Raw genomic sequence first — 23,454 nt, 5'->3', positions numbered from 1 at the left:
GGTTGTGCACTCTCTCCGCAGACTCCTGGCCGCCGCGGCCCTCTGCGCGTCGTTCGGAGTCGTCACGGCCACAACCGCGAGTGCGAACGCGGGGACGCCCTGCCAGGAGGGGACGGCGGTGGAACAGACCGCCTCCTGCACCTTCACGCCGCCCTACACGCAGCCCTAGGAAGTGGACGCGAGGCCGGGTCCGCGCGCACAGCGGGCCCGGCCTTGCGGCACAGTGGGGGCGTGAGCACCGACGTGTTGCGCCTGCGTGCGCCGAGGCACCGGGTGAGCCGCAAGGCCATCACCCTCTGGACGCTGCACGCCGTCATCGGCTGGCTCGTGCTGCTGGTGCCGCAGGGCGTGCTGCTCCTGCTGGTGGACCAGCCATGGCCGTGGCAACTGCCGGTCGCGGTCGCGACGCTGGCGCTGGGCACCGCGCACACCGCGGTCATGCCGCGCTGGCGCTACCGGGTGCACCGCTGGGAGTCCACGCCCGAAGCGGTCTACACCCTGTCCGGCTGGTTGAACCAGGAGTGGCGCATCGCGCCCGTGTCGCGCATCCAGACCGTGGACACCAAGCGCGGCCCGCTGCAGCAGATGCTGGGGCTGTCCACCGTGACCGTCACCACCGCCTCGGCGGCAGGCCCGGTGCACATCGAGGGCCTCGACCACGACGAGGCGGTGCGACTGGCCGAGGAGCTGACCAGCACCACCCAGGCCACGCCGGGTGATGCCACGTGAACCCCGAGACGGCTCCGCAGGGCGCACCGGAGCTGCCCGCCGCGCCGGAGTACGCCGAGCCGGTGGTGGACTGGCACCGGCTGGACGGCCGGATGCTGGTCGTCCGCCCGCTCAACGAGCTGATCAACCTCGTCCCGGTGCTGGTCGGCCTGCTCGTGCTCGGCAACGGTGACACCTGGCGGTTCGTCAGCGGCATCGCGGTCATCGCGCTGATCGTCGGGTTGGGCCTGCTGCGCTGGCTGACCACCCGGTACCGGATCACCACCGAGCAGGTCGAGCTGCGCACGGGGCTGTTCGTGCGCAAGCGGCTGGCCGTGCCGCGCGACCGCATCCGCACCGTGGACCTGACCGCGAAGCTGGGGCACCGCCTGTTCGGCCTGTCCGCGATCCGGGTCGGCACCGGCAGGCGCGACACGCCCGGCGAGGACGGCCTGACGCTGGACGCGGTGTCCTCCGCCGAGGCCGAACGGCTGCGCCTGCTGCTGCTGGACCACGCCCCGGCGGAGGAATCCGCCCCGGCCGCGCCACCGCGTCCGAGCACCGTGCTGTCCGCTTTGGACAGAAGCTGGCTGCGCTACGCGCCGCTGACGCTGTCCGGCCTGGTGGGCATGGGCGCGCTGTTCGGCATCGTGATGAACTACGCGCGCGAGTTGGACATCGAGGTGCTGGAGCCGATGACCGACGCGGCGCACTGGGTGGTGGAGCGGCCCCTCGGGCTGACCATCGCGGTGTCAGTGCTCGTCGTGCTGGTGCTGTCGACGCTGGGCTCGCTGCTGCTGTACCTGGTGCAGTACTGGAACTACCAGTTGACCCGCGAGCCCGACGGCACCGTGCGGGTGCGCCGCGGTCTGCTCACCACGCGCTCGGTTTCCGTTGCGGAGCAACGGTTGCGCGGTGTCGAGATCAAGGAGCCGCTGCTGCTGCGGGCGGGTCGTGGCGCGCAGGCCACCTCCGTCACCACCGGCCTGGGCAGCAAGGGCGAGAGCAACCTGCTGCTGCCGCCCGCGCCGGTCGGCGAGGCGCACCGGGTGGCCGCCGAGGTGCTGGGGGTGCCGGAGTCGCCGACGCTGACCCCGTTGCGGCGGCACCCGCGCGCGGCGCTGCGGCGGCGCATGGTCCGCGCGCTGGCGCCGGTGCTGGTGCTCGCCGCGGTGCTGGCGGTGTTCGCGCCGGACTGGGCGTGGCAGGCGGCGCTGGCGCTGCTGCCGTTCGCGGCGTGGCTGGGTTGGGACCGGTACCGCTCGCTGGGGCACGCACTGACCGAGCGCCACCTGCTCAGCCGCGGTGGCTCGGCGCTGCGGGAAACCGTTGCGCTGCAACGCACCGGCATCATCGGCTGGCGGATCTCCCAGTCGTTCTTCCAACGCCGCTCCGGCCTGCTGACCATCTCCGCCACCACCGCCGCGGGCGACAGCGCCTACCACGTGACCGACGTCGGCGAGACCGACGGCCTGGCACTGGCCGACGAAGCCGTGCCGCACCTCCTCCGCCCCTTCCTCGAACCCACCCCCGACGCCGGGTAGTAGCAAGCGTCGCTCAGCCCCACCCCCGGTAGTACTTGCAGACGCCCCGACCACCACGCGAGGCCGCGTCGGTCTGTCGGCATGCCTTTCGCGGAAAATCACGCTTTTCGATTTTCCGCGAAACGCGTGCCGATGGGCCGACTTCCAGGCGGCCGAGCCGCCCCGGCGGAGCCGGGGCCATTGAACACAGCCCGGTAGGCGGTCGGGGAGACGCCGAGGGCGGCGGCCAGTTGTTGGCGCAGGGCCGCGCCGGTGCCGAACCCGGCGTGCCGGGCCACCTGGTCCACCGGCAGGTCCGTGGTCTCCAGCAGGTGCCGCGCCCGCTCCACGCGCTGCTGCGCGATCCACTTGCCGGGGCTGACGCCGGTCTCCTCCCGGAACCTGCGGGTGAACGTGCGCACGCTCATCCGCGCGTGGTCGGCCAGCGCGCGCAGGTCGAGTGGTTCGTGCAGCCGTTCCAGCGCCCAGGCGCGGGCGGGCGCGGTGGACGTGCCCGCCACTTCGGGCACCGGTCGGACGATGAACTGCGACTGCCCGCCGGGTCGCCACGGCGGCACGACGCAGCGGCGCGCCGCCCGGTTGGCGACCTCGCTGCCGTGGTCGTTGCGCACCAGGTGCAGGCACAGGTCCACGCCCGCGCCGACGCCCGCCGAGGTGAGCACGTCGCCGCCGTCGACGAACAGCACGTCCGGGTCCAGGTCCACGGACGGGAACAGCGCGCGGAAGTTGTCCGCGTGCATCCAGTGCGTGGTGGCCCGGCGGCCTTCCAGCAGCCCGGCCGCGGCGAGCACGAAAGCCCCCGTGCAGATGGACATCACCCGCGCGCCGCGCGCCGCGGCGGCGCGCAGGGCGTCGCGCACCTCGTCCTCGACGGTGCCGTCGGCCAGCACCCGCGCGCCGTAGCTGATGCCCGCCACGACCACCGTGTCGGCCTCGGCCAGCAGTTCCAGCCCGTGGTCGGGCGTGACCGTGAACCCCGATGAGCTGCGCACCGGCCTCGTCCCCGGCGTGCACACCCGCACCCGGTACAGCCGCCGATCCCGGTCGTCCCGCGCCGCGTTGAAGATCTGCGGCGGCGTGCCGAGGTCGAAGCCGACGACCTGGTCCAGCGCGAGGACGGCCACCTGGTGCGGTCTCATGGCCGGATACTTTCACATAATGGCCAACGGGCCACTTCCCCGAACGCGGGCCCATCGCGCACGCTTCGGTCGTGACGAGGAGCAAGCAGAACTGGGCGTGGGTGGTCGCGGGCGTGGCGTTCGTCGCCCTGGTGGGCGCGGCGGGCTTCCGGGCCGCCCCCGGCGCGTTGATCGAACCGCTGCAGCGCGAGTTCGGCTGGTCCACCAGCACCATCGGCCTGGCCGTCTCGACCAACCTGCTGCTGTTCGGCCTGACCGCGCCGTTCGCCGCCGCCCTCATGGAGCGCTTCGGCGTGCGCGTGGTCGTCGCCTGCGCGCTGACCCTGGTCGCGGTCGGCAGCGGGCTGACGGTGTTCATGACCAGCAGCTGGCAGCTGGTGCTGTGCTGGGGCGTGCTGGTCGGCCTGGGCACCGGGTCGATGGCGCTGGCGTTCGTCGCCACCATCACCGGCCGCTGGTTCGTCAAGCACCGCGGCCTGGTCACCGGCGTGCTCACCGCGGGCGGGGCCACCGGCCAGCTGGTGTTCCTGCCGCTGGTCGCCTCGATGGCCGAGTCCTCCGGCTGGCGCACCGCGTCGCTGGTGGTGTCCTGCGCCGCCCTCGCCGTGGTCCCGCTGGCACTGCTGCTGCTCCGCGAGCACCCCGCCGACCTGGGCATCCCGCCCTACGGCGGCGACGAGGTGGTCCCCGTGCCGCCCGTGGGCACCGGCGCCGCCCGGCGCGCCGTCACCGCGCTGACCACCGCGGCCCGCACCGGCCCGTTCTGGTTCCTGGCCGCCGGTTTCGCCATCTGCGGCGCCACCACCAACGGCCTGGTCGGCACCCACTTCATCCCGGCGGCGCACGACCACGGGATGCCCACCACCACCGCGGCGGGCCTGCTCGCGCTGGTGGGCGTCTTCGACATCGTGGGCACCGTGCTGTCCGGCTGGCTCACCGACCGCGTGGACCCGCGCCTGCTGCTGGCCGTCTACTACGCCCTGCGGGGCGCGTCGCTGCTGGTGCTGCCGCAGCTGTTCGGCGACCACGTGCAGCCGAGCATGCTGGTGTTCATCATCTTCTACGGCCTGGACTGGGTGGCCACCGTGCCGCCGACCGTGGCGCTGTGCCGGGAGGTGTTCGGCGCCTCCGGCGCCATCGTGTTCGGCTGGGTCTTCGCCTCGCACCAGGTCGGCGCGGCCATCGCGGCGACCGGCGCGGGCCTGGTCCGCGACCACCTCGGCGACTACGCCCCGGCCTGGTACGCCGCGGGGGTGCTCAGCATCGGCGCGGCGCTGCTGTCGGCGCGGGTGCGCAGGCCCTCGCCGGTGGTCGAGCCGGTCGCGGTGGCGCGGGCGTGACCGGATCGGTAACCGGCACCACCCGAAGCGACGGCGTCCACGATGGACCCGGCGACTAGGCTCGCAACGGTGATGGATCGCTTGGTGTGGATCGACTGCGAGATGACCGGGCTCGACCTGGGCAAGGACGCCCTGATCGAGATCGCGGCGCTGGTGACCGACGCGGAGCTCAACGTGCTCGGCGAGGGGGTCGACGTGGTGATCCACGCCGATGACACAGCGCTGGACGCGATGCCCGAGGTCGTGGTCCAGATGCACGCCAAGTCCGGCCTCACCGAGGAGGTGCGCCGGTCCACCACGACCCTGGCCGAGGCCGAGGCGATGGTGCTGGCCTACATCAAGCAGTGGGTGCCCGACCCGCGCACCGCGCCGCTGGCGGGCAACTCCATCGCCACCGACCGCGGGTTCATCGCGCGGGACATGCCGGAGCTGGACGCGCACCTGCACTACCGGATGGTCGACGTGTCGTCGATCAAGGAGCTGTGCAGGCGCTGGTACCCGCGGATCTACTACGCCCAGCCGGGCAAGGGCCTGGCCCACCGCGCGCTGGCCGACGTGCGCGAGTCGATCCGCGAGCTGGCCTACTACCGGCGCACCGCGTTCGTGCCCCAGCCGGGGCCGACCTCGGAGCAGGCGCAGGCCGTGGCCGCCGAACTGCTCGCCGCCGACCGGCCGGAATAGGGTCGATTTCAGTCCCGGCGGGGTGGCACTGTATGCTTCTGCCGCCGGGTCAGCCGGTGATGGTGGGTGTAGCTCAGCCGGTAGAGCACTGGGTTGTGATCCCAGGTGTCGCGGGTTCAAGTCCCGTCACTCACCCCAGGCGAACGCCCCTCGGCCCTCGTGGCCGGGGGGCGTTTTGTCACGTCGGAGGGGGTTTTCCAGGTGAGCGCCACGCTGGTCGCGAAGGACCTGGCCGCCGGGCACGGCGACCGGGTGCTGTTCTCCGGGCTGGACCTGGTGGTCGCCCCCGGCGACGTGGTGGGGCTGGTCGGCGTCAACGGCGCGGGCAAGTCCACCCTCCTGCGCACCCTCGCCGGGCTGCTCCCCGTGGAACGGGGTGTGATTCGCCTCTCTCCCACCACGGCGACCGTGGGGCACCTGCCGCAGGAACCGGACCGGCGGCCCGGCGAGACGGTCCGGCAATTCCTGGCTCGCCGCACCGGCGTGGCCGCCGCGCAGGCGGAGCTGGACCGGGCCACCGAGGCGCTGACCGCGGGCGTGGACGAGGGCTACTCCGAGGCGCTGGAGCGGTGGCTGGCGCTGGGCGGGGCCGACCTGGCCGAGCGCGCCGAGGAGGTCGCCGCCGACCTGGGCCTGACCGTGGACCTCGACCAGCCGATGACCTCGCTGTCCGGCGGCCAGGCCGCCCGCGCGGGCATGGCCTCGCTGCTGCTCAGCCGCTACGACGTCTTCCTGCTCGACGAGCCGACCAACGACCTGGACCTGGACGGCCTGGCGCGGCTGGAGGCGTTCGTCACCGGCCTGCGCGCGGGCACCGTGCTGGTTTCGCACGACCGGGAGTTCCTGTCCCGCACCGTCACCCGCGTCGTCGAGCTGGACCTGGCGCAGCAGCAGGTGCGCACCTACGGCGGCGGCTACGAGTCGTACTTGGAGGAGCGCGAGATCGCCCGGCGGCACGCGCGCGAGGACTACGAGGAGTACGCCACCACGCGGGCGGCCCTGGAGCAGCGCGCCCGCGCCCAGCGCGCGTGGATGGAGAAGGGCGTCAAGAACGCCCGCCGCAAGGCGTCGGACAACGACAAGATCGGCCGCAAGTTCCGCACCGAGGCCACCGAGAAGCAGGCCGCCAAGGCGCGGCAGACCGAGCGCCTCATCGAACGGCTGGACGAGGTGGAGGAGCCGCGCAAGGAGTGGGAGCTGCGGATGGAGATCGCCGCCGCGCCCCGCTCCGGCGCGGTCGTGGCGGTGCTGCGCGGGGCCGTGGTCACCCGCGGCTCGTTCACCCTCGGCCCGGTGGATCTCCAGGTCGACTGGGCCGACCGGATCGCCATCACCGGCGCGAACGGCGCGGGCAAGTCCACCCTGCTGGGCGCGCTGCTGGGGCGGGTGCCGCTGACCTCGGGCACCGCGTCGCTGGGCCCAGGCGTGGTGGTCGGCGAGATCGACCAGGCGCGCGGCCTGTTCCTGGGCGGGGAGCCGCTGGTGGACGCCTTCGGCGCGGCGGTGCCGGACATGGCGCCCGCCGACGTGCGGACCCTGCTGGCGAAGTTCGGCCTGAAGGCGGCCCACGTGCTGCGCCCCGCCGCGTCCCTGTCGCCGGGCGAGCGCACCCGCGCGGCGCTGGCGCTGCTCCAGGCGCGCGGGGTGAACCTGCTGGTGCTCGACGAGCCGACCAACCACCTGGACCTGCCCGCGATCGAGCAGCTGGAATCGGCCCTGGAGTCCTACACCGGCACGCTGCTGCTGGTCACCCACGACCGGCGGATGCTCGACGCGGTGCGCACGACCCGCCGCCTGGAGGTGGCGGCGGGTCGCGTCACGGACCGGTGATCCCCCGCGCTGTCAGCGGTTGCCCTTGACCCACTGGTCCCACGGGACCTGCCAGTCGCCGAAGCCGTCCCACGCCTCCAGCCGGGGGCCGCCGGAGTTGGTCACCACGACGACGTCGCCCTGCTTGGCGTTGTCGAAGACCCACTTGGCGTTCTCCGGGGACAGGTTCAGGCAGCCGTGGCTGACGTTGCGGTGGCCCTGGTCGCCCACCGACCACGGCGCGCTGTGGAAGAAGATGCCGCTGTTGGACATGCGCACCGCCCAGTCCACCGGGGTGACGTAGCCGCCCGCTTCCAGCGACAGGCCGTAGGTGCGCGAGTCCATGACCATGTTGGAGTGCTTCTCGGTGAGCACGTAGGTGCCCACCGGGGTGGGGTTCTGCGCATCGCCCATGGAGGTCGGCATGGTGCGCACGACCTGGCCGTTGACCTTGGTGACGACCTGGTGGGTCTGCCCGTCGGCCTCGTGGATCACCGCGTCGCCGATCGTGGTGGTGACGTGCCGGTCCTCCTGGCCGTAGATGCCGTTGCCCACGTGCTTGCCGTAGATGCGGGCGTCGATGGTCACCTTGGTGCCCGGCGTCCAGAAGTTCTGCGGCCGCCAGTGCACCTCCTTCTCGTTGAACCAGTAGAAGGCGCCCTCGACCTTGGGCTCGGTGGTGATGGAGATCATGGACTCGACGGCGGCCTTGTCCGCGATCGGCTCGTCGAAGTAGAACCCGAGCGGCTGGCCGACGCCGACCGTGGTGCCGTCGAGCGGGTTGATCGACAGGAAGGTCAGCGTGCGCGGCTTGACCGTGGTGAAGGTCGAGGTCTTGGTGACGGGCTTGCCGTCGGAGCCCTGGCCGGTCACCGAGAGGGTGTACCGCTTCTCGTAGCCGAGCGACTCGGTGTTGGTCCACTGCAGACCGTCCGGGCTGAGCTGCCCGGAGACCGCCTTGCCCTCGGCGTTGGTGAGCGAGACCTCGGTCAGCTTGCCGTCGGCGGCGGTGGCCACCACGGGCAGGCCCGGCGCCACGTCCACGGCCTGGTCGGTGACGCCCAGGCTGAGCGACACCGGCTTGGCCGGTGGGGCGGACGAGGTCTCGACGGGCCCCGCCCCGTCGGACCCGCCTGCCCCACCGGAAGAGCACGCTGTGACCAACGTCGCAACAATTCCCAGCGCGGCGATCCGCAGCGCCCCCCTGTTGCCCAACATGTTCATCCCCGTTCCGTCCACTCCACGTCCCCGACTACTAGGAGCACCTGCACACCATCGGTTCAGCGTCCCCCGTCTAGGGGACGCCCCAAGGGTTGACGACGTTGCTCGGGATGCTGGATCGTTATCCCGCGAAGTTCCCCCCGGTTCGGGTGGTCGCACCCGCCCTGACCAGGCGATTGGGAGCTGCGGAGGACGCTGTGCTAATGTTCTCCACGTCGGACGGAGCAAGACAGTCCGAGCGCCGCTAGCTCAACTGGCAGAGCAGCTGACTCTTAATCAGCGGGTTCGGGGTTCGAGTCCCTGGCGGCGCACTCCACGATGAGGCGGTCACCATTCCGGTGACCGCCTCATCGCTTTTACCGGCACTTTTGCCGCCCATGGGCGCTCGAGTCCGATTGGTCCGAACCGACCCGAGCAGGCTCAGCCGATCGCAGGTGCCGAGGCGCGGTTCCGATGCACTGATCGATCGAATTCCGGTGCGGTTGGTGTGGTTCTCCGGCCACACCGCCGTGACGGCGTTCTCCCCGCCGTACGGTCGTCTCCGTCCTACTGGCGTCGCGCGGGGGGTGCCATGGCCGAGGCGGGCGGCAAGCGGTGGACACCACCACCGAATGTGACGAACACCTTGTCGGGGACAGCCGGTGCCGCGCTCCAAGCCGGCGTCGTGCACGGAGGCGTGCACTTCCACCACGATCCACCCCCGTCTCCGGTCGTTCCCCGGCAATTGCTCGCGGCACCCGCTCATTTCACCAACCGGGATGGGGAAGCGGCCGAGCTCGACGATGCCCTGGCACGGTCGCTGCATGGTGGAGAACGCATGGTGACCGTGCTGAGCGGGCCGGGCGGCGTCGGCAAGACCGCGCTGGCCCTGCACTGGGCGCACAGGACGCGGGACCGGTTCCACGACGGCCAGCTGTACGTCGACCTCGCGGGCTTCAGCGGCGACCAGCCCGTGCCGCCCGACGAGGCGCTAGGCCTGTTCCTGCGCAGCCTGGGTGTCCCACCCGGCCGCGTCCCGGTGGAACTTGTCGAGCAGGCCGCGCTCTACCGGTCGTTGACCGCGGACAAGGCCCTGCTCGTTCTGCTCGACAACGCGTTCTCCGCGGCTCAGGTGCGGCCGCTGATACCCGGCTCCGCGACCAGCGCGGTGGTGGTGACCAGCCGCAGCAGGCTGACCGGGTTGGTGGCCGACGGTGCCCGCTTGGTCGACATAGGGCCGTTGACGGCCTCTTCATCGGTGCGACTGCTGGACAGAGCGGTGGGCGGCACGAGAGTCAGCGAGGAGCAGGACCGCGCACGGGCGCTCGTCGTCATGTGCGGCGGTCTGCCGATCGCGGTCCGCGTGGCCGCGGCCAGGCTGGCGGCCAGGCCCCGGTGGTCGGTCAAGCGGGTGGTCGCCGAGCTGAGCGACGAACGCGGTCGGCTCTCGGTGCTATCCCCGTCGCACGAGCTGTCCGTGCAAACCACGTTCGACCTGTCCTACCGCGCGCTGCACCCATCCGCCGCGGCGCTGTACCGCCGCTTGGCGCTGCACCCAGGACACGATTTCGGCTCCTCGATAGCGCTGTCGGTGCTCGACGACGGTGCGGGGGCCGCGCTGGAGGAACTGGTGGAGGGAAGCCTCGTGGAGGAGATCAAGGAGGACCGCTACCGCTTCCACGACCTGCTGCGGTTGCACGCGCGGGAGAAGGCCACCGCGGAGGACGGCGACGACGAGCGCGCCCGAACCGTGCGGCGGATCGCCGAGTGGTACCTGGCCGGAGCGCAGGCCGCGGACCGCGTGGTCACGCCGCATCGGCGGCGGCTGCCCTACGAGTTCGCCGACCCGCCGCCGGTTGACGTCCCCTCCTTCACTGGATCCGAAGCGGCGTTGGCCTGGCTGGAGACCGAGCGGGCGAACCTGATCGCGACGGGCCGCGAAGCACTGGCACACGGGTGGCCGCGACTGGCTTGGCAGCTCTGCGACGTGCTGTGGCCCCTCCTGCTGCACCACAAGCACTACCGCGACCGCTTGGGGATCTACGAGTGCGGTGTCGAGGCCGCTCGTCGGTGGGGCGACCGGTTCGCCGAGGCGGACATGCTCAAGCGCTTGGGCTTGGCGTGCAGCACGCTGCGCCGCTTCGAAGAGGCTGAGGAGCACTTCCTGGCCTCGGAGGCGTGCGCGAACGCCATCGGCGACCGGCGCGGCGCCATCGACGCGCGCGAGGGCATCGCGCTGCTGAGGCTGGACCGCGGTCAGCTCGCCGACGCGGTCGCCCGATTCGGGGAACTGGTGCGCGACAACCGCGAACTCGGCGCCGACCGCGCCTTGGCGCTCACCCTGATCACGTTCGGCCGCACCCTCGCCAAGGTGGGCCGTGCGGCGGAAGCTTTGGCGGCCCTGCGCGAGGCGGACGAGCTGATGGCCGCGCTCCCCGAACCGGACCCGTACAACTCGGCGCGAGTGACCGTCGCCCAAGCCGAGGTACACCTCGGCGCGGACGAGGTGAGGTTGGCGGCCGAGGTGGGGCACCGGGCGTTGCAAGCCATGCGGCAGCTGGGTTCCGACCACGGCATGGCGCAGGCGCACGAGGTGCTGGCAGAGGCCGCTCACCGGTCCGGCTCGGCCGACGGAGCCGCAGAGCACTGGCAACAGGCCCTGCGGCTCCTCACCAAGATCGGCTCGTCACGCGCCGCCCACGTCGAGCAGCGGCTGCGCGCGCTGGAACCACCCACAGGCGGGTGAACTCGCGGTCCGGTGCGTCGGGCACCACAGCGGCAACCCATGCCGCCGCAGCAGTGCGAGGTCGAGCCGCGCCGTCCACCAGGCGTAGAGCGACTCGATGGCGGAGCCGACCGCGTCACCCCACGACAGGCACGACGAAGTGGTGACCCGGTCCAGTTCCATCACCTGCTGCCCGCTCCTCACGACCAACCGCCCCTCCGACACCACGACGATCAACGCGGCGAAGGGGTTGCGGCGTGCCAAAGAGCACAGCAAGTCCATCTCCGCTTTCTCGGGCGCGGCACAGAGGACGACGTCCGCGAGGCCGTCACCGGTGTGGCCCGCTGCCCTCCACCACACGAGGGGACCGGTCAAGGCCATCGCCCGCTCTCGGTGGGCGGCGGCACCGGCGCGACCTGCCGATGCCTGCCGGGCTCGACGAGCCCCAGCAGCCGGTACATGGCCTTGCGCAGTTCGGCAGCGGACCGCCCCGGATGTGAGGTCAACCGCTTCCGCACCTGGTCGCGGATGTGCGGCGCCACGGTCGCGGCGCGTACCAGCTGCTGCTCCAGTGGCTCCCCCATGACCAGTCGTGGAGCCATGCGCCGCAGTAAGTCCTGCGCCGAACCAGTGCTGGTGGCGATGCTCACCGGCGGATCCGCCAGCACCACCGGTCGTCCCGCCGCGGCCGCGTAGACCCCGACCGAGCCGTGGTCCGCGACCACGCAGTCGGCGGCCACGATGACCGCGCGCCAGTCGACGTGAGGGTCAACCACGACGAGCCCGGCGTCACGGCAGTCCGCCAGCCACGCTTCCACCTGGCGCCGCCCGTGGCCGAACCACGCCGCGGGGTGCACGAGCGCCACCACGCGGTAACCGATCGGCGTCAACTCCTCCAGCAGCCTCGGCAGTAGATCCTCGAACCGGGCGAACAACGAATCGAGGCCCCACGTGGAACTGACCACCAGAACGCGTTCGTCCGGCCGGACTCCCAGCGCGGTCCGGTATGCGTCGCGCTGCGGGAGGCTCGCCATCATCCGGTCGTAACAGGGGTCCCCCACGACCACGGAGGCCTCCAGCGCCTCCGGACACTGCCTGCGCAGCACTTCGCGCTCCTCATCGTGGGCCAGCACCAGCGCCTTGGCCAGCAGCTTGCCGTTGTGCAGCAACCGCTGGGCGTCCAATCCGTAGACCACCGGCGAACCGCCCGCTGGGAAGGACTTGCCGTAGCCCGCCCCGTGCGGCATCACCAGCAGGGGCGCGTGAACCTGGTGCAGGCTCCCGTAGGACGCGGCCACCGCGAGGTCGAACTCCTCCCTGACCGCCTGCTCCCAGGGCAGCACGACGCCGCGGGTGGCGCGCAGGAAGTCCGCCACGCCGTTGCTGAAGGTGTCCGGCGCCTGGCTGAACACCACCTGGACCCTGGGGTCCGATTCGATCAGCTCGATCGCCTCCAGCAACCGCTGCCCGCTGACGATCGTGTGCACCACGGCGAGCACCGACCTGCACTCGTCGCGGCTGACCCACCGGTGCGCGTCGATGCCGATGGGCACGTGAAGCCACTCTGGACGTGTCATGCAATCCCCCTCGTACTCTCTCCCGTGCCAAGAGAGTGACGGCGGGGTTTGCCGTGAACTTGCAGTCCGCTTGCACACGGCCAATCGTCGGGTGGGACGGTCGTCGCTTCGGACCAATATCCGATCGATGTGCGCGGCTCACCTACGGGAAGTCGCCGCAGTGAAGCACACTGTATCCACCGAATACGCTGGACCAGCGAAAGGGGCGGCGCTGGTGGAGTTCAAGATCCTAGGCAAGACCCGATTACGCATCGATGGGAATGACTTCGATCTAGGTCCGGCCAGGCAACGCGGCGTGTTGACCATGCTGCTGTACTACTTCCCACGTCCGGTGCAGGTGGACACGATGGCCCAGGTGCTGTGGCCGGCCAGTGTGGCGAACGACGTCAGGAAGTCGCTGCAACCGATCATCAGCAAGTTGCGCGCGGTCCTGCGGGAGTCCCAGTCGGGTGGCTCGATCCTCAAGGAGGGCAACGCCTATCGGCTGCTCCTGCCCGAAATTGTGCGGATTGACTTCCATCAATTCCACAAGTTAGCGACCGAGGGGCGGGCCGCTGCCGCTCGCGGTGATCACCGCGTGGCGAAATCACTGCTGCGTGAAGCCTTGTCGTTGTGGAGCGGCCGCCCGCTGCAGGAGTTGGAAGGGATGTGGGCGGAACGGCTCCGGGACCAGATGGAGACGTATGACCGGCTCCCCGCTCTGCACATGCTGCTGGACAGCCAACTGCACCTCGGCGAGCATGCCGAGGTGATGGCGGTGGCGGGCCGTCTCACCGAGGACCAGATCCCCGAGGAAGCAACGGCGAGCCTCTACCTGCGGGCCTTGGACGGCTTGGGAAAGTACTCCACTGCACTCGACTTCTACGGGCGCTTCTGTCAGAACTTGTTCGACCACGTCGGCTCCGAACCGGGTCCGGTCCTACGGACGCTCTACCAGAGCATCCTGCGCAAGCAGTCGGGCACCGGCACATCCACCGCTCCGCCGCAACTCGCGCCACCGCGCCAACTTCCCTTACCAGCCAAAAACTTCGCGGGTCGCCAGGATCTCCTGGCCAAGCTTGACGCCTTGCACGACGCCACCGGCGGAGAGCGTGGCCACGTCGTGGCACTGCACGGGATGCCGGGCGTGGGCAAGAGCCGCTTGGCCGCCCACTGGGCCAACCTCCGCGCGGACCGGTTCCCGGACGGCCACCTCCACCTCGAACTCCGCGGATTCAGCCCCGGAACACCCATGACCCCCGATGACGCTCTCGCCATCCTGCTCAGGTCGTTGGGGGCGGATCGGATACCCGCCACGGGAGATGAGCGCCGGGTCGAGCTGCACCGGCTCATGGCGAACCGGAGGATGCTCGTCCTGCTCGACGATGCGCAGAGCAGCAACCAAGTGCGCCCGATACTCGCCGCCACTCCCAGCTGCTTCACCATCGTCACCAGCCGAACCCGCCCCTGGGGATTGCCAGTTCGGGACAACGTCGACGTGATCCTCGTTCCACCGCTGTCCCACGACGAGTCGATCTTGTTGCTGCGGAACGAAATCGGCGATCAACGCGCAGATGAGGACCCCGCAGCTCTGCGGGATTTTGCCAGCAGGTTGGACGGCCTCCCCTTGGGATTGCGCATCATTGCCCAGCACGTCGCCCATCGGCCCGAGACACCCGTGGCCGACTTGGTGAACGAGTTCAAGGAACAGGAAGGGCTCGGCATCCTGGGTTCTGTGGACGACAGCGACGACGAAAACGCCACCTTGCCCGTCGCCTTCTCCTGGTCCTACCGCGCGCTGTCGCCGGAAACCGCGAGGCTGTTCCGGCTCCTCGGCCTGCACCCCACAGCCGAGTTCAGCACCGCTGCGGCGAGTGCCTTGCTCGGGGAGCACGATGCCGCCACGAACCGGCACCTGCGAACTCTGACGAAGGTCAACCTGCTGCAGTACGGAACATCGCGGCGGTTCCGACTGCACGACCTGCTGCACGGCTACGCCGTTGACCTGGTGCGGCACGAGGAGTCGCCGCAATCACAGAAGTCTGCGCTGACCCGCCTGCTCGACTGGTATCTGAACTGGACAAGCGCGGCCGCACGCTCCTTGAACCCCCATCGGTCCCCGGTGCCCCCACTGGTGGGCATGTCGGTTTCACCGGAGCCCGACCTCCACGACGAGCACGACGGTCTGGCGTGGTTCACCCGTGAGCGCATGAACCTCGTCATGACAGTTCCGCACGCCGTTCGCCACACTCTTCACGAACACGCCTGGCGTCTGTCCGCCAACATGCACGAAGCGTTCGACCGCTTGGGGTACTACGACGACCTACTGTTGAGCCACCGAGCAGCGTTGAAATCCGCTCGCGTGCTCGGTCATGCCGAAGCGCACGGCGGAACGCTGAGCAATCTAGGTATGACGCACTTCAGGTTGCGCCAGTACCAGCAGGCAACGCAATACATGATGGAATCTCTGGACATTGTGCGCCGCCTAGGTCTCCGCGAACTTGAAGTGATCTGCATTCACAACCTGGCCAGCATACTACTGGAACAAGGTGAGACCAGCGGTGCGATAGCCAGGTACCGACAAGCCCTAGAGTTGACCAGGAAACTCGGCGACCGAGGTATCGAGGCGTCGACGCTGGACCAACTGGGTACTGCGTACCACCGCCTAGGAAATGACGACATCGCCCTTGAATATTACTTCAAGGCATTGCACATACGAGAAGAAATAGGCCACCGAAGAGGGCAGGGGACCACACTGACAGAACTAGGCCGACTCCTCTTCGAACGCGGCGAGCACATCGAGGCGTTGAAGCGCCTGTCATTGGCGGTCGATATCAACCAGAGCACTGGCGACCGACCGCGCACCATTGAAGCGCTGGTAGCCATCGCCGAGATAAACTTCGACTTCGGCGAATTCGAAGAGGCAGTCGCGCACGCGCAACAGGCCGCCTCCCTGTCATCCGACATCGGCGCACGCGACCAGCAGGCACGCGCCTTGCACGTACTGGGTCACGCCCTACTGAAACTAGAGCTGCTGGAAGACGCCGAGCGCTGCTGGTCGGAAGCTTATAAGATTTTCCAGAGCAGTTCGACCACGCCAGAAGCGGACGTGGTGCACAACCACCTGACCGCCCTGCGAGCCCAACTCGCCATTCCCAATTCACGGATCGCTACTGACGGAACTCCGGAACGCCCAGCCGCCGAGTCGACCAAGCACAACCACTGAGAGCAGCACGGAGGATGCCCTTCAGGTGACACCGGTGGACATTGTCGGTCGTTATTTCACTGAAGCGAAGGCACACTTCTGCGGTCTAGACCTTTCACTCCCTTCACGGGAGCGCTCCCAGAAGTGTCGAAACGGCGGTTGAACACCGGGTAACCCGCTAAGCGTTCGCTTAGCGCGCTCGCCCCTACGCCCAACCGGAGGACCCCCGTCAGTGTGAGCTTTCCAGGGTGTGATGGAATGACACCGTGTTTGATCACAACCCCCTGACGGGCGGACGGAAAGCGGTCGTTGCCACCGTGATGGCCATCGGCTTCCTGGTGTCCACCCCAGCGGCCGCCCTGGCTTGGACCGGAATCATCAACGACGTCAACCCGGACAAGACGTCCACGGTCATCGCCAACAAGCGCTGAACCTCGGTTCAACTCGGAGGGATCGACCAATGTTAAGATTATGCATCAAGCGTTTAACGGCGACTAGATGCCGCAGCGCGATCCAGCACGACACACCCTGTCCGGAATCGAACCAGGCGCCATAACGTCGAGGTCGCCAGCGTGGCTGGGGTCGACTGCCCAGCCACGCTCGGCCATGCGCCAGAACCAAGTCGACGAGAGATCTTAACGAAAGCGTCACCGCCGCGCCGCAGCCGAGGTGAACAGGTCGCGCACCAGCAGAGCAGAACCGTCCCCAACCGCCACGGCGAGCAGGTCTGCAGCGCCCTGCGAGAATTTCACGACGCTGTGCAGCGCGCCGAGCCCTGCGGCACGAGCGGCTCCACCTCGTCACCCCACTCGTCCTCCTCTAACGCCCATCGGATACCCATCAGTCGCGCGAAGTACAGCAGGCGGTGGTCCCCCGCCGTCAACTCCGCCCACGTGGTGCTGTTGGAGGACAACGTGCAGGTCCGCTGTACTCCTTGCCCAGCGCCTCGTTCTCGAAAGGCAGCCCAAGGATGACGCGATTACCGGCGGCGCGCACCACAGCGATCTCGCTATCGCAGTACGCGGAGCGATCCGCGGATCCAGCGCGGCAGCGAGCAGGCGGAACACCGGCTGGTTGATGCCCCGGTTCGTCGTGCGGAGAAACGTGTTGAAGTACTTCTATAAGCACGGCCGAGTCGCCCTTGAAGCTGCCCCACTGGCACTCCTTCACCAACCACGTGGACCTGACGCCCGCTCGAGTCGATAGGACGCGCAGCTCGCTCACCGGAGCGTCCGAACGCTCCCGGCTCCGGCTGGCGCACCTACACAGGCCCTTCCCTTTCTTCCATGAAGGCTTGCCGGGATCGTCGATATCGCAGGTGCGGGCTCCTGATCGACTCTTCAGTCACCTCCACCAGCCCTTCCTTGCGCATGAGGCGCAACCACCGGGTGACGGCAGGAGCGGTCAATCCGCTTCGCTCGACCAACTCCGCGCGGGACAGCTGCCCGTCACCGAGGATGTCGAGCAACTGCTCGCGGCGGTCCGCCCGACGAGCGCCCAGCCCGGCGGTTCTGGTGTTCGCGACAAGAGCCGGCGCCAGTGCGTAGCGCGTCCAGCGGCGGCCACCGTGCTGCACCACGAGTTCTCTGGCGACGAGATCGCGGAGTTCAGCGCGGGCGACTTGGGAGTCGAGCCCCGCAGCGGCCCGGTAGGTCTGGTTGTCCAGCAGCTTGCCATCCCGCAACAACGCCAGCGCGACGCACTGGCTGTCCGACAACCCGTGTTCCCCCAACGAGTTGATCCAGGCCACAACCTCATCACCCAGCAGCGTGTGGTTCGGAAACGTCACGCTGAAGTAACTGATCCGGTCCACGAACTCCGGGGCGCTCATTCGCGCTTCCCGCAACGCCTTCACCATGGTGCGGATGCCAGAACCGCGGTTCTCGCACACCGTTCTGGTGCCGCCGGGGACCGGAACGTCCTCCAGCACCTGGATGAGCATCGAGTTGCGCGCCGACGATACGGCCTCATCACCGAGCTGATCCACGGTCACCGGCCCGTAGAGCCCGCCGGGGTTTCGCACCACCAGTCGATCGGGATACATCTCGACCTGAACCTGAGCACCGCGGGATGCGCTTGAAAGGTCTCGGTGCACCAAGGCGTTCACGATCGCCTCGCGCAGGGCCGTCTCCGGGTACTCCCACACGTCCTGCCGTCCCGCACCGATGACGACAGCACGTCTACTCATGTTGCGCCGCAACGCGGCCAGAGTGTCGCGGACGATGACCGGAATCGGTCCTTCGAGCATGACGTTGTCGAGGAACCGCTGTCCTGACACCACATCGGCCCCGTCAACCGTCGGGTAGTGCACAAAGGACAACATCAGCTGCGGAAAGTGCTCCTGGGGATATGTCCCCAATGCGAGCAGCCCTCCCAACGACACCACCAGCTCCCCCGAGCCGTCCTGGACCAGCACGCGAGCACGCCGGAGCGCCGTCGTCTCGTCCAGCTCCGAGAAGGCGTACGGCCTGCTCACCCGCAGACGCGCGAGCAGTTCAGCCACCAACCTGCGGTCGAGGTCTTGCACGCTCGTACCCGGAACGGGCTCCAAGTCGTCACGCGGCTGGCCTCGTTTGGTCAGCAGCATCTGCACCTCGTAGCTGCTGAGCTTGCGATCACCGTCGCCCACGCGCACGTAGCTTCCCTGGGTGATTCCGGCACCGCGGTAGAAGCACGGTTTGATCGCGGCTTCCAGCTCCGCGATCTCGGCGACGACGAGATCCACCCCCTCGAACGAGTGCACGTTGATCAGCGGACGCAGCGGCGGCTCCATCTCCGTCGAGCACCACGACGCAAGATCAGCGGCCACCTTCGCCGCCTCTTGGACACCGGTCGCGGCGAAGCCCGTCGCTTCGTCGAGCCCGAGGATGAGGACGCCACCCCTGGTGTTGGCGAAGGCCGACAGCGTCTCCCGCACCGACGCCGGGAGCTTCCGCTCAGCTCGCTTGACCTCGATGTCCGCGACATCGGCGCCGAGAACCCGGAGGTTCTCGACGATTTCGGCGAGTTCGCTGTCCAGCACGGCCACTTCATAGCATAGTAACAACCATAGTAACTAGCCCTTGTTCCGATGCTAGTTACTATGCTTCGCCGCGCTCAGCCGAAGGCCAGCGCTATCCGCCTGCCCGCCAGCAGGCGCGTGCGCCACACCTCGACGTCCACCGCCAGGTCGGCCTGCCGGTCCAGCCGGTCGTAGGACTTGGACAACAGCCAGTGCGCCGCCGCGGGCGCCACCCGCTCCAGCGGCCCCTGCTCGCTCAACCGGACGAGCGCCACCGCCACGTCCCGCGTCACGAACGCCTTGCGCACCATCCCGCCCGCCAGCTCGTCGACCAGGAACACCATGGCGTGCTCCCGCACCCCGTACGAGTAGGAGCAGATCAGGGCCAGGTATCCCGCGTCGATGGACCGGTCGCAGATCCACGCCTCACCCACCACCAGCTCGGGCGGGAGTGGGGGCGCCGCGCGGGCGGCCCACTCGCGCGGACGCCCGGTGAGCAGGGCCGCCAGCGCGCGCAGCAGCGCCTCGTTGCGCCTGGTGGGCAACGACACCGCGTGCTCGATCACGCCCGCCCAGAACTCCTCGTCCACGGGCACGTCCGACACCGCGTGGCTGACCACCAGCTCGATCTCCAGGGGGTCGGTCAGCTGCGGCAGCGCCCGGCAGCGCCGGACGACCTCCCGCTGAGCGAGGGTCAGCGGCGTCCCGTGTGGACGGCCTACCGGCGCGATCGGCCACCGCTTCGGGCAGTGCGTCTTCCGGCTCACCGGGTCGAGGCTGGCACGGCCGGGGCTGGGTTCCGCGTCACCACACCCGAAAGAGGACAATGCCGTGTCGTGGAGTCATTGCGCCAGGCGATGTGGCGGGCCGCGGCCAACCGCCGGGCCCCGCTGCCGCCCACGTCGGAGCTGTCCGCGACCGAAGTGGACGATGCTGCCCGGGCCGTGCTGCGCCGCGCGTTCGACCACCTGTGGGGCAACGGCTGGCTGCCCTACGACGTGCACGAGGTGGTGCGGCGCAACGAGGACGACCGGGTGCTGTCGTTCCTGGTGGACTCGCTGGCGGCGGACGCCGAGCGGTTCCCGGTGCTGCACCCCCGGTGGCGCGAGCAGCTGGCGGAGGTCGGCGCCGAGGTCTGGTGGGACCGCGACCAGCCGCACCTGGACCAGTGGGCCACCAGGCACATCGAGCGGCGCGACGACGCCGTGGCCGTGGTCGTGGCGCTGCTGGCCCGGCTGATGACGTTGCCCGCCTTGCCGCGGATCATCCCCGAACCGGGCAGCCCGCTGGCCGAGGTCGACCACCACGGTGTGGACCGCAAGGTCCTCAACCGGGTCCGGGGGTTGTTGGCCAAGGCGGAGTCCACGCTGTTCCCCGAGGAGGCCGAGGCGCTGTCGGCCAAGGCCCAGGAGCTGGTGAACCGGCACGCGCTGCAGCGGATGCCGACCGAGGCGCCCGCCGCGACGTCGCGCCGGATGTGGCTGGACAAGCGGTACTTCGACGGCAAGGCGCACATCGTCCACGTCGTCGCCGAGGCCAACCGCGCCCGCGCGGTCGTGTACGACGACCTGGGGTTCGTGGCGCTGGTCGGCGAGGAGCTGGACCTGGAGATCGTCGAGCTGCTGTCCACCTCCCTGCTGGTCCAGGCGACGCGGGCGATGGTGGCGGCGGGCGACGGCGCGCCGAAGGGCGACGAGACGCGGTCGCTGGGCTACCGGAAGTCCTTCCTGCTGTCCTATGCGCACCGGGTCGGCGAGCGCCTGCGGGCGGTGAACCAGGTGGACGACGACCGCTTGCTGCCCGTGCTGGCGCAGCGGAAGAAGGCGGTGGACGAGCTGTTCGGCACCCTGTTCGCCAGCACCACCTCGAAGTCCACGCGCGTGCGCAGCGCGGCGGGCTGGGACGCGGGCCGGGCCGCCGCGGACCGGGCGGATCTGAGCGTCGACCGCTGACCGCGACCAGGTCGCACGGCGTCCCGCACCCCGCGTAGGCCATCATGGCGCGGTGCGGAAGCTGGACACGACCGACGACGTCCGGGCCAGGATGAGCAAGCAGCGCTCCCGCGACACGGGCATCGAGGTGGCGCTGCGCCGCGAGCTGCACCGGCTGGGCCTGCGCTACCGGGTGCACCAGCGCCCCGTGCGGACCGTGCGCCGCGAGGCCGACGTGGTGTTCGGCCCCGCCAAGGTCGCCGTGTTCGTCGACGGCTGCTTCTGGCACGGCTGTCCGGAGCACGGCACGTGGCCCAAGCGCAACGGCGAGTTCTGGCGCGCCAAGATCGAGACCAACCAGGCGCGCGACGCCGACACCGACCGGGTGCTGGCCGACGCGGGCTGGCTCGCGGTGCGGGTGTGGGAGCACGAGGACCCGGCCGCGGCGGCGGACCGGGTGCGGGAGGCGGTGCGGGCGCGGCGCGATCGGTAGCCTGGGCGGGTGCTGTCCATGATCGACCTGTTCGCCGGGTGCGGCGGCATGACCTCCGGCTTCGTCGCGACGGGCGGTTACCGGCCGGTCATGGCGGTCGAGTGGGACCGGCACGCGGCCGCGACGTACGCGGCCAACTTCGGCGAGGACCACATGCGCTGGTCGGACATCGCCGCCGTCCCCGACCGGGAGATCCCGCGCGCCGACCTGATCATCGGCGGTCCGCCCTGCCAGGGGTTCTCCAACCTGGGCTCGCGCGACGTCAACGACCCGCGCAACGGCCTGTGGCGGGAGTACCTGCGGTTCGTGCGCGTGGCGCGGCCCGCGGTGTTCGTGATCGAGAACGTGGACCGGTTCCTCAGCTCCGCCGAGTTCTCCCTGCTGCGCGCCGAGACCGAGGGCTACCAGCTCAGCTCCGGGCTGCTGATGGCGGCGGACTTCGGCGTGCCGCAGCGCAGGCGCCGGGCGATCGTGATCGGTTCGCGGATCGGCCCGATCCCGCTGCCCGAGCCGACCCACCCGCGCGGGAGCTGGCACACCGTCCGCGACGTGCTGGCCGGTCTGCCCGAGCGGCCGGCCACGACGGCGCTGCCCAAGTCGACGGCGCGGTTCTTCGGCACCGAGCTGCCCGGCCGCTTCAAGAGCCTGGACCTGCACGTCGGCCGCAACCCGACGCCGCTGTCGGTGCGGCGCTACCGGCACATCCCGCCCGGTGGCGGGCGGTTCGACCTGCCGGACGAGCTGCTGCCGCGCTGCTGGCGGGAGAAGAAGACCGGCACCACGGACGTGATGGGCCGGATGCGGTGGGACCAGCCGTCGCTGACCATCCGCACCGAGTTCTACAAGCCCGAGAAGGGCCAGTACCTGCACCCGCAGTGGGAGCCGGGCGAGGACGGCCACCGGGTGGACCGCCCGATCACGCACCTGGAGGCCGCGCGCCTGCAGAGCTTCCCGGACGAGTTCGAGTGGTGCGGCACGAAGACCGAGGTGGCCAGGCAGATCGGCAACGCCGTGCCGCCCCTGCTGGCCATGGCGGTGGCCCGGCACCTCCAGCCCTACCTCACCGGCGTCACTCCTTCAGGTGATCACTGCCCGCTGTGCCGCTAGCGGGCCCGGAATTGTCGGACCTCGTCCGTAGCGTCATCGCCATGACGACAGCCACGTACGAAAGCGCGGTCCGGATCGGTTCCACCGAGTACCGCCTGCTGGCCACCGCGGACCCCGACCTGGTGGTGCGGCTCTCCGGCAGCGACCTCTCCGGGGCGCTGGTCGCCGAGGGCGAGCTCCGGCTGCCCGCCGAGGCGGGCAGCGCCGTCGGCAAGGTGCTCGGCCAGGTCTTGGACGCCATGGCGAAGCTGGGCGCGCCGCGCCCGGCCGCCCGCTCCCGGCCCGCCAACGCCAACCAGCCGTGGACCGCCGACCTCGACGATGACCTGCGCACCGCGTGGCTGGCGGCCGAGCCGGACGCGCCCACCGCGGACCTCATCCGCGGCATCGCCCTGCGCATGGAGCGCTCCCCGACCTCGATCCGCTCCCGGCTGGCGCGCGTCGGCTGCGACCCGGACGTGCCGGGGCGGCCCCTGTCCGCCGAGGCGGCGGCGGTGCTGGGAGTTCGGGGTCGGGATCAGGGTGGGCTCGGGGACAAACCCGATCCGCCGAGGTGGGAGGAGGGGTGATGCTCGCGGTGGACGGTTGGCGTTGAGGGGAAGGACCTCCCGTGGAGATCACCGGCATCATCTCGGCCCTGTTCATCGGGTTGCTCATCGGCGGGTTGGGGCGCCTGGTCGTGCCAGGCAAGCAGCGGATCTCGGTGCTGCTGACCGTGCTGGTCGGCATCGCGGCGGCGCTGGTGGGCACCTTCGGCGCGTCGGTCATCGGCGTGGCGGAGACCGACGGCATCGACTGGATCGAGCTGGCCCTGCAGGTGGGGCTGGCGGGTGTCGGCGTGACCGCGCTGGCCAAGCGGAGGAGCCGCCAGCTGAGCTGATCGACTTGGGCTGACCACCGCTGGACTGGCCACCGCTGGACTGACCACCGCTGGACTGGCCACCGCTGGACTGGCCACCGCTGGACTGACCACTGCGGCGGGGGGCGCTTCGGGTCCGGCTCGGGCGTGCCGCGC

At 70.0% G+C, this 23,454-nt stretch carries 19 protein-coding genes and 2 tRNA genes; 15 read left to right on the top strand and 6 right to left on the bottom strand.

From position 1 onward, the window contains the following. The first annotated feature begins 231 nt into the window (after positions 1 to 231). Both JOF41_RS01225 and JOF41_RS01220 read left to right on the top strand, forming a co-directional pair. The gene (locus tag JOF41_RS01225; RefSeq protein ID WP_229795189.1) at positions 232 to 729 is read left to right on the top strand and encodes a PH domain-containing protein; all 498 of its coding nucleotides are present in this window, start codon (positions 232 to 234) and stop codon (positions 727 to 729) included. A gap of 92 nt (positions 730 to 821) precedes the next feature. Then, positions 822 to 2,252, top strand: a complete 1,431-nt coding sequence (locus JOF41_RS01220; RefSeq protein ID WP_209623982.1) for a PH domain-containing protein — start codon at positions 822 to 824, stop codon at positions 2,250 to 2,252. Between the two features lie 98 nt (positions 2,253 to 2,350). On the opposite strand, the gene JOF41_RS01215 is transcribed toward JOF41_RS01220, so the two are convergent. Next, on the bottom strand, positions 2,351 to 3,391 hold the full coding sequence (locus tag JOF41_RS01215; protein WP_209615443.1) for a GlxA family transcriptional regulator: 1,041 nt from the start codon (positions 3,389 to 3,391) through the stop codon (positions 2,351 to 2,353). Positions 3,392 to 3,462: 71 nt separating this feature from the next. Between JOF41_RS01215 and JOF41_RS01210 the strand changes: the two genes are divergently transcribed. The 4 genes from JOF41_RS01210 to JOF41_RS01195 all read left to right on the top strand — a co-directional run bounded on the left by JOF41_RS01210 (position 3,463) and on the right by JOF41_RS01195 (position 7,242). Continuing rightward, the gene (locus JOF41_RS01210) at positions 3,463 to 4,731 is read left to right on the top strand and encodes an MFS transporter (RefSeq protein ID WP_189222237.1); all 1,269 of its coding nucleotides are present in this window, start codon (positions 3,463 to 3,465) and stop codon (positions 4,729 to 4,731) included. Between the two features lie 69 nt (positions 4,732 to 4,800). After that, complete coding sequence (gene orn, locus JOF41_RS01205; protein WP_209615440.1) at positions 4,801 to 5,412, top strand: oligoribonuclease; 612 nt, start codon at positions 4,801 to 4,803, stop codon at positions 5,410 to 5,412. A gap of 62 nt (positions 5,413 to 5,474) precedes the next feature. After that, a tRNA-His gene (locus JOF41_RS01200) sits at positions 5,475 to 5,550 on the top strand. Between the two features lie 63 nt (positions 5,551 to 5,613). Further along, complete coding sequence (locus JOF41_RS01195) at positions 5,614 to 7,242, top strand: ABC-F family ATP-binding cassette domain-containing protein (RefSeq protein ID WP_189222239.1); 1,629 nt, start codon at positions 5,614 to 5,616, stop codon at positions 7,240 to 7,242. 12 nt (positions 7,243 to 7,254) lie between these two features. Here the strand turns inward: JOF41_RS01195 and JOF41_RS01190 are convergent, their stop codons facing one another. Further along, positions 7,255 to 8,445, bottom strand: a complete 1,191-nt coding sequence (locus JOF41_RS01190) for a L,D-transpeptidase (protein WP_189222240.1) — start codon at positions 8,443 to 8,445, stop codon at positions 7,255 to 7,257. Positions 8,446 to 8,680: 235 nt separating this feature from the next. Here JOF41_RS01190 and JOF41_RS01185 point away from each other — a divergent pair. Both JOF41_RS01185 and JOF41_RS01180 read left to right on the top strand, forming a co-directional pair. After that, positions 8,681 to 8,753: transfer RNA gene (locus tag JOF41_RS01185), tRNA-Lys, on the top strand. Between the two features lie 506 nt (positions 8,754 to 9,259). Further along, the gene (locus JOF41_RS01180; RefSeq protein WP_189222241.1) at positions 9,260 to 11,167 is read left to right on the top strand and encodes a P-loop NTPase family protein; all 1,908 of its coding nucleotides are present in this window, start codon (positions 9,260 to 9,262) and stop codon (positions 11,165 to 11,167) included. Here JOF41_RS01180 and JOF41_RS01175 read toward each other — a convergent pair. Both JOF41_RS01175 and JOF41_RS01170 read right to left on the bottom strand, forming a co-directional pair. Next, positions 11,108 to 11,428: a hypothetical protein gene (locus JOF41_RS01175; RefSeq protein ID WP_189222242.1), complete on the bottom strand. Its 321-nt coding sequence runs from the start codon at positions 11,426 to 11,428 to the stop codon at positions 11,108 to 11,110. The genes JOF41_RS01180 and JOF41_RS01175 overlap by 60 nt on opposite strands. Positions 11,429 to 11,517: 89 nt before the next feature. Beyond that, positions 11,518 to 12,723, bottom strand: a complete 1,206-nt coding sequence (locus JOF41_RS01170) for a UDP-N-acetyl glucosamine 2-epimerase (RefSeq protein ID WP_209615437.1) — start codon at positions 12,721 to 12,723, stop codon at positions 11,518 to 11,520. Positions 12,724 to 12,937: 214 nt separating this feature from the next. Between JOF41_RS01170 and JOF41_RS01165 the strand changes: the two genes are divergently transcribed. Then, on the top strand, positions 12,938 to 15,928 hold the full coding sequence (locus JOF41_RS01165; RefSeq protein WP_189222244.1) for an ATP-binding protein: 2,991 nt from the start codon (positions 12,938 to 12,940) through the stop codon (positions 15,926 to 15,928). 245 nt (positions 15,929 to 16,173) lie between these two features. After that, positions 16,174 to 16,338, top strand: coding sequence for a hypothetical protein (locus tag JOF41_RS01160; RefSeq protein WP_189222246.1), 165 nt, complete (start codon positions 16,174 to 16,176; stop codon positions 16,336 to 16,338). Positions 16,339 to 17,168: 830 nt separating this feature from the next. Here JOF41_RS01160 and JOF41_RS01155 read toward each other — a convergent pair. After that, positions 17,169 to 18,935 carry an ATP-binding protein gene (locus JOF41_RS01155; protein ID WP_229795196.1) on the bottom strand — a complete coding sequence of 589 codons (1,767 nt, stop codon included), beginning with the start codon at positions 18,933 to 18,935 and terminating at the stop codon, positions 17,169 to 17,171. Positions 18,936 to 19,003: 68 nt separating this feature from the next. Further along, positions 19,004 to 19,675: a hypothetical protein gene (locus JOF41_RS01150; RefSeq protein ID WP_209615434.1), complete on the bottom strand. Its 672-nt coding sequence runs from the start codon at positions 19,673 to 19,675 to the stop codon at positions 19,004 to 19,006. A 69-nt stretch (positions 19,676 to 19,744) separates the two neighbouring features. On the opposite strand from JOF41_RS01150, the gene JOF41_RS01145 reads away from it, so the two are divergent. From JOF41_RS01145 to JOF41_RS01125, 5 genes are all read left to right on the top strand, one after another. After that, positions 19,745 to 20,860 carry a DUF2786 domain-containing protein gene (locus JOF41_RS01145; RefSeq protein ID WP_209615431.1) on the top strand — a complete coding sequence of 372 codons (1,116 nt, stop codon included), beginning with the start codon at positions 19,745 to 19,747 and terminating at the stop codon, positions 20,858 to 20,860. Between the two features lie 91 nt (positions 20,861 to 20,951). Beyond that, positions 20,952 to 21,332 carry a very short patch repair endonuclease gene (locus JOF41_RS01140; RefSeq protein WP_189222593.1) on the top strand — a complete coding sequence of 127 codons (381 nt, stop codon included), beginning with the start codon at positions 20,952 to 20,954 and terminating at the stop codon, positions 21,330 to 21,332. Positions 21,333 to 21,350: 18 nt separating this feature from the next. After that, positions 21,351 to 22,439, top strand: coding sequence for a DNA cytosine methyltransferase (locus JOF41_RS01135; RefSeq protein ID WP_209623981.1), 1,089 nt, complete (start codon positions 21,351 to 21,353; stop codon positions 22,437 to 22,439). A 41-nt stretch (positions 22,440 to 22,480) separates the two neighbouring features. Further along, positions 22,481 to 23,008, top strand: coding sequence for a hypothetical protein (locus JOF41_RS01130; protein ID WP_209615429.1), 528 nt, complete (start codon positions 22,481 to 22,483; stop codon positions 23,006 to 23,008). A gap of 41 nt (positions 23,009 to 23,049) precedes the next feature. Continuing rightward, the gene (locus JOF41_RS01125) at positions 23,050 to 23,319 is read left to right on the top strand and encodes a GlsB/YeaQ/YmgE family stress response membrane protein (protein ID WP_189222253.1); all 270 of its coding nucleotides are present in this window, start codon (positions 23,050 to 23,052) and stop codon (positions 23,317 to 23,319) included. Positions 23,320 to 23,454 lie beyond the last annotated feature (135 nt).

It is taken from the genome of Saccharothrix coeruleofusca, assembly GCF_017876325.1.
In the GTDB taxonomy this organism is placed as follows: Bacteria; Actinomycetota; Actinomycetes; order Mycobacteriales; family Pseudonocardiaceae; genus Actinosynnema; species Actinosynnema coeruleofuscum.
This window is presented reverse-complemented; position numbering and strand designations above follow the sequence as displayed.

Bases quoted from the DNA above. Each gene is read 5' to 3' on its own strand.
- JOF41_RS01220 (WP_209623982.1), top strand. From the start codon at position 822: ATGCTGGTCGTCCGCCCGCTCAACGAGCTGATCAACCTCGTCCCGGTG.
- JOF41_RS01190 (WP_189222240.1), bottom strand. From the start codon at position 8,445: ATGAACATGTTGGGCAACAGGGGGGCGCTGCGGATCGCCGCGCTGGGA.
- JOF41_RS01135 (WP_209623981.1), top strand. From the start codon at position 21,351: ATGATCGACCTGTTCGCCGGGTGCGGCGGCATGACCTCCGGCTTCGTC.
- JOF41_RS01170 (WP_209615437.1), bottom strand. From the start codon at position 12,723: ATGACACGTCCAGAGTGGCTTCACGTGCCCATCGGCATCGACGCGCAC.
- JOF41_RS01130 (WP_209615429.1), top strand. From the start codon at position 22,481: ATGACGACAGCCACGTACGAAAGCGCGGTCCGGATCGGTTCCACCGAG.
- JOF41_RS01180 (WP_189222241.1), top strand. From the start codon at position 9,260: ATGGTGACCGTGCTGAGCGGGCCGGGCGGCGTCGGCAAGACCGCGCTG.
- JOF41_RS01215 (WP_209615443.1), bottom strand. From the start codon at position 3,391: ATGAGACCGCACCAGGTGGCCGTCCTCGCGCTGGACCAGGTCGTCGGC.
- JOF41_RS01175 (WP_189222242.1), bottom strand. From the start codon at position 11,428: ATGGACTTGCTGTGCTCTTTGGCACGCCGCAACCCCTTCGCCGCGTTG.
- JOF41_RS01140 (WP_189222593.1), top strand. From the start codon at position 20,952: ATGAGCAAGCAGCGCTCCCGCGACACGGGCATCGAGGTGGCGCTGCGC.